A 4,822-nucleotide genomic window follows, 5' to 3' on the forward strand; every position below is an offset into this window, starting at 1 on the left:
CCGTCGCACCGACCTCAAGACCGGCAAGACCACCGTCAAGACGGTCTACGCCGTCACCAGCCTGACCGCCGAGCAGGCCACCGCGGCCCAGCTCGTGATCATGGACAACCTCTCGGCGAACAAGACCCCGGCGATCCGGGCCTGGGCGAAGAAGCACAAGGTCGAGCTTTGCCTTACTCCGACGAGCGCATCGTGGGCCAACCCGATCGAGGCCCAGTTCGGACCCTTACGCAACTTCGTCATGGGCGGCTCGGACCACCCCAACCACACCGTGCTCGCCCGCAGGCTCCAGGACTATCTGAGGTGGCGCAACGCCAACGCCCGCCACCCCGACGTACTGGCCGCCCAACGCCGCGAACGCGCCAAGATCCGCAGCGAACGCCAACAACGCTGGGGCCGCCCACGACCCAAAGCCGCCTAACCAACCCCGGCAACGTTCGTGGTCAACGCACTAGCGACCGTCGATCGGCACGTCCCTCACCGTTCGACGGTGATAACCGTGCACCTTCGCCGTCGGCATCCCGCACACCGGACACGGCACCGCCACGTCCCGGGTCCGGGCCGAGACCACCACCGCGTCGCCCCCGTCCACCACGCCCTCGACGACCAGCGCCGAAAGCCCAGAAAACACCGTTCCCATAAAGGAGCTGATATCCACCACAAGATCATGATCAAGGGTGGCCACTCGACGTCACCACCGACTACGGCCCAGAGCCGTTCGATGGACAAACCCCATCAGGGAAGTTCACCCCGACGAGCCGAAGTCAGTATTCCTCAAAGAAGCTCTAGCCGCTCAAGCGATGGGTCCAGGACTACCTCTCCTGCCGCGCGGCGCGCCGACCGCCTCCTTGGAAGGTGAACTGTGGCATCTTGATGTGGGCCCAACTGCAAACTTCGCCCCCTTCTCAGCGGGAGACCGTCATGAGTGTTCCTGCTCCTGCGACAGCTCCGGATGCCGCTCCGCTGGGCCTGGCTGGTTTCGGTACTACTACATTCATGCTCAGCTTTTTCTACGTTGGCGTCGATCCCTCACTGACCCCTGCGGTCTTTCCTGTTGCGCTATTGTTCGGTGGCGTGATCCAGCTTATCGCCGGTTGGGTCGAATTCCGGCAGGGCAGCACATTCGGTGCTACGGCCTTCAGCTCCTATGGTGCCTTCTGGATCGCTTATGCCGTCTACGGGATGGTTGTCCTACCCAACCTCCCACCCGAGCAGTTGCACATCGCTAACGGACTATTCAACCTTCCGTGGGCAGTCCTCACGCTCTATCTGACAATTGCAACGCTCCGTATCACCGGCGTTCTTTTGGCTGCCTTCACAAGTGCGACGCTTACGTTCACATGCTTTACTGTAGCCAGCTTCTTGCAATCCACAGTTCTGTTTATTATCGCAGGCGGATTCGGCTTCGCTACGGCGACGATTGCCTGGTATGCCTCGTTCGCAGGACTGATCAACAACACTTGGGGTCGGCACTTGATTCCTGTCTTCCCAGACCCGGGTAAGCGGCTGGCGCACCTGGCGCACCACAAGGGCCGATCGCACTCGCTCACTTCGTCCGTTGGGGAACGGGAACTGACTGGCGATTCGACGCCCGCGCCATGACGTGGCCCACCATGTTAAATCCGCTTTTTCCGTCCGGGATCCAAGCGGCGTGGCAAAACGCTTTCGGACCCTTGGCCCTGCTTACTGGCGGCGCCACCCCACGGTGTTTCCAGTAGAGGCCCGGTTCACGGCGGGCTCGTCGATGAACCTCAGGGAACCAACAGTACGCTTCGTGTAAAGCGGGGAGGCGTCGACGTATTCGGGACCAGCAGGCGTACGGCGCCGCTGCCCTGCGGCCAAGCTTTAGGTGGTGCGGGGATGGCTGATCGAAAGGGTTTCGGGGATAGTCAGCGTTCCCGCCGGTGGCCCACGCGCTTGGTACTACCTCAGCCGCCTCGAGCGCGGCGGGTAGACCGGCTGGCGACACTACCGCTGTGACCAATTCGTGCCTCTACGACAGGAACCCGGCACGCCTCATCGGGTGATAGCCCGGGCGGCATCCGCTCCCGTGGGACGTTGGTCGGCTGACCTTGATCACACAATTGTGGACGATCTCCAGGCGCTTTGCGGCCTACTCCTGCGGACGGCTTCGAGGTTGATGCAAACATGTGACGCTCCGAACCGGTGATCGCTATCCGCCGGTAGCGTCCTCAGGCCGCTGTTCGAGGCAGTGGCGACTGACAGTGAGGCGAGAACGCTCGACGGCGGTGGGGTGCGGGCTGCTGTCCGAGCCGCATCGATGAGCGTGACCACGGTGGGCCGGGCGGCCAGTTCTATTCCGAGGCGGGCGAAGCGGCTGATGTGGGTGCCACCGATGGGGGCACCGGTCCACCAGGCGTCGAGGCGGTGGAGGTTGAGTCCGGCGGCGGTCAGGACGTGACCGAGGTGGGTCTTGTGCAGCCCTCGGTAGGGCGTGGTCCGTGTCCGTGTCACCCGGACGGCCTGGGAGATGGTTCCGTCGATGCCGGCGCGAGTACCGTATGCCGCCTTCCACTCGTCGGTCTTCTGCTCGCGTCGGCGCTGGTCGAGGGTTTGCTGCTGGGGCAGGGTGAGGAGAGTGAGGCTGCGGCCGTATTTGCGGTTCGCTGCGCTGGTGCACTTGGCGCGTACTGGGCAGGCGTCGCAGTCGGTTTTGGCGAAGTGGACCCCCGATGATTTCGGTGCCGGTAGGTTTGCGCTGCTCGGACCAGCTGACGCTACGCTGTCCGCGGGGACAGGTGACAGTGCGTGTCGGCCAGTCGACGGTGAAGGCGTCCTGCTCCCGGCCCCCTGCGGCGCGGCTCTGAGCACTGGTGTCGGAGAGGACCGGCCCTATCAGCTCGATGTTCTGCCCGGCCGCGGCCACCACCAGTGCGGCGGAGCTGTAGCCGGAGTCGACCAGGTGGATGGCGGGCAGCAGGCCGCGCACGGCCAGGCCGCCGTGGACGAGCCCGGTGATCTCCGCGTCGGGAACGGTGGCATCGGTGGTGACCACATAGGTGATCAGGTGCGGGGCGTCCGGCTCACAGGTCTCGGTGAAGTGGACCTTGTAGCCGTCCCAGCCCGCGCCGCGCTTGACGCTGTAGCGGCTGTCGGTGTCGTAGGGGCTGGACAGCCGCAGCCTGCCCGGCGGGAGGTCCTTGCCCTCCCGCCAGCGCACCCCCTTCCCGTCCCGGTGATACTGCTGCACCCACGCGCAGCGCAGCACCTGCACCGCCTCGACCTCCCGCAGCCAGTGCGGTGCCGTGGGTGCGTAGACGGCCTCAAGCAGCGCGAATCCGTCCTCTCCCACGGCCAGCGCCCACCGCTGCCGGGCGCCGACGCCCTTGGGGAAGCGGAAGGAGTCGATGCGCTTGCCGTAGCGTTCGAACCACTGCGGTGCGGCGATCTCCCGCAGCCAGCCAGGTGCCGTGGCAGCCAGCGTCTCCAGCGTGGCGCGCAGGGTCTCGCCCAGGAACTCCATCCGGTTCAGCGTCCGCACCGCGGCCAGCACGTGCGTGGAGTCGGTGCGCTGACGGCCGCCCGAGCTGAGCAGCCCCAGCTCGCCCACCCGTTCCAGCAGCCGGTCCAGGACCAGTTCCTCCAGACCGTGTGCGATCAGCCGGTCCCGGAACTCGCTGAGCACGGAGAAGTCGAACCCGGGATCCTCCAACTCCAAACCGAGCGCGTACTTGACGTCGATCCGCCCGCGAACGGCATCGGCGGCCTGCCGGTCCGTCAGCCCCTCCGCGAACTGCAGCACACTGACCATCGCCAACTGCCCCGGCGACCACGCCGGACGGCCCCGACGCGGGAACGCCCGGGCGAACTGCTCGTCTTCGAACAGCGGACCGAGTTCATCCCGGATCCGCATGGCCAGACAGCTCTTACGGAACGCAGCACGAGCCACCCGTGCGGTGGCCTCCGGGACGAACGGGGCGGACACAGGGCGCAGCGACATGGCAGCCCCTTCCCTGCCTCCCCGCGAGACCGAATCAAACCCCACCAGACTGCCCGACCAATCAAGATCACCAAGAGCGGTCACCGAATCCGCCAACAAAGTCCTGAAGCAGGGGGAGGGATGGGTTGTTGGCTCGGAGTCGCGAAGCGGCGGTATTCCGTGTGTATCTGTTCTGACCTGTGCTCTCTTTCGTTGTCGTTGGGCGCTGTTGGGTTCCGGGGCATCACGATGACTGCGGTGGCGGAGGAGGGGTTCGGGCGTGCCCGGTACACCTTCCGGCTGCGGGTGTCGTACTCGGCGCGTGCCGGTCTGGAGGCGGAGTGGGTGCGTTGCCGGTGGGTGTGTAACGAGTGCGTCGATCGCACCCGGATTGCGGGTGAGGCTGCCGCGATCACGCGCAAGGGCAAGACGGTCGCCTATCTGGTGCCCGCCGAGTGGTTCGAGGAGCAGGAGCAACGGGCCGCGCAGCAGCAGGTCTCCGACGCCAGCCGGGACGCGGCATGAAGCCGCCGGACAGGAAGACCGGGAGAGTCCTTACCTCATGACTGCTCAGACAGTGCATTTCGATGGACTCGGGGGAGACAAGCCCCCGGTCCCGTTGATGCCGGAACACACTCCCCACGCCTTGCGTCTGGCCATCCAGGAGCACGCCCCGCACCCCCTGCCCGACTTCGAGTCCCACTGGCGGCGGGCGATCGGGGATGCTTTCAACCTCACACCGGTGCCCGCGTTCATGCGCCTGTGGTGGACCCAGTACGCCATCGCTCGATGGCGTCCCTTCTTGTGGTGTAGCCGATCATCCGGCGGTTGTCTTCGTGGTGTTGGGGAGTGCGGGGGCGCCTTCGGGGAGCTCGGCAGGGT

At 65.7% G+C, this 4,822-nt stretch carries 3 protein-coding genes and 2 pseudogenes; 3 read left to right on the plus strand and 2 right to left on the minus strand.

All coding sequences use genetic code 11. The features are described from left to right. Positions 1-421: transposase (locus tag ACIP98_RS41885; protein WP_401982077.1), on the plus strand; the 421-nt coding region annotated here is incomplete at its 5' end. 33 nt (positions 422-454) lie between these two features. Here the strand turns inward: ACIP98_RS41885 and ACIP98_RS41890 are convergent. Beyond that, positions 455-631: pseudogene (locus ACIP98_RS41890) on the minus strand (transposase family protein); the annotation flags it as partial. A 290-nt stretch (positions 632-921) separates the two neighbouring features. Between ACIP98_RS41890 and ACIP98_RS41895 the strand changes: the two are divergent. Continuing rightward, positions 922-1,602, plus strand: coding sequence for an acetate uptake transporter (locus ACIP98_RS41895; protein WP_401982080.1), 681 nt, complete (start codon positions 922-924; stop codon positions 1,600-1,602). A 720-nt stretch (positions 1,603-2,322) separates the two neighbouring features. Here the strand turns inward: ACIP98_RS41895 and ACIP98_RS41900 are convergent. Continuing rightward, a pseudogene (locus ACIP98_RS41900) lies at positions 2,323-3,961 on the minus strand (IS1182 family transposase); the annotation flags it as partial. A gap of 237 nt (positions 3,962-4,198) precedes the next feature. Between ACIP98_RS41900 and ACIP98_RS41905 the strand changes: the two are divergent. After that, positions 4,199-4,465: a hypothetical protein gene (locus tag ACIP98_RS41905; RefSeq protein ID WP_401982083.1), complete on the plus strand. Its 267-nt coding sequence runs from the start codon at positions 4,199-4,201 to the stop codon at positions 4,463-4,465. The last annotated feature ends 357 nt before the right edge of the window (positions 4,466-4,822 follow it).

Origin of the sequence: Streptomyces sp. NPDC088354 (assembly GCF_044753585.1) — a bacterium.
Lineage (GTDB): Bacteria > Actinomycetota > Actinomycetes > Streptomycetales > Streptomycetaceae > Actinacidiphila.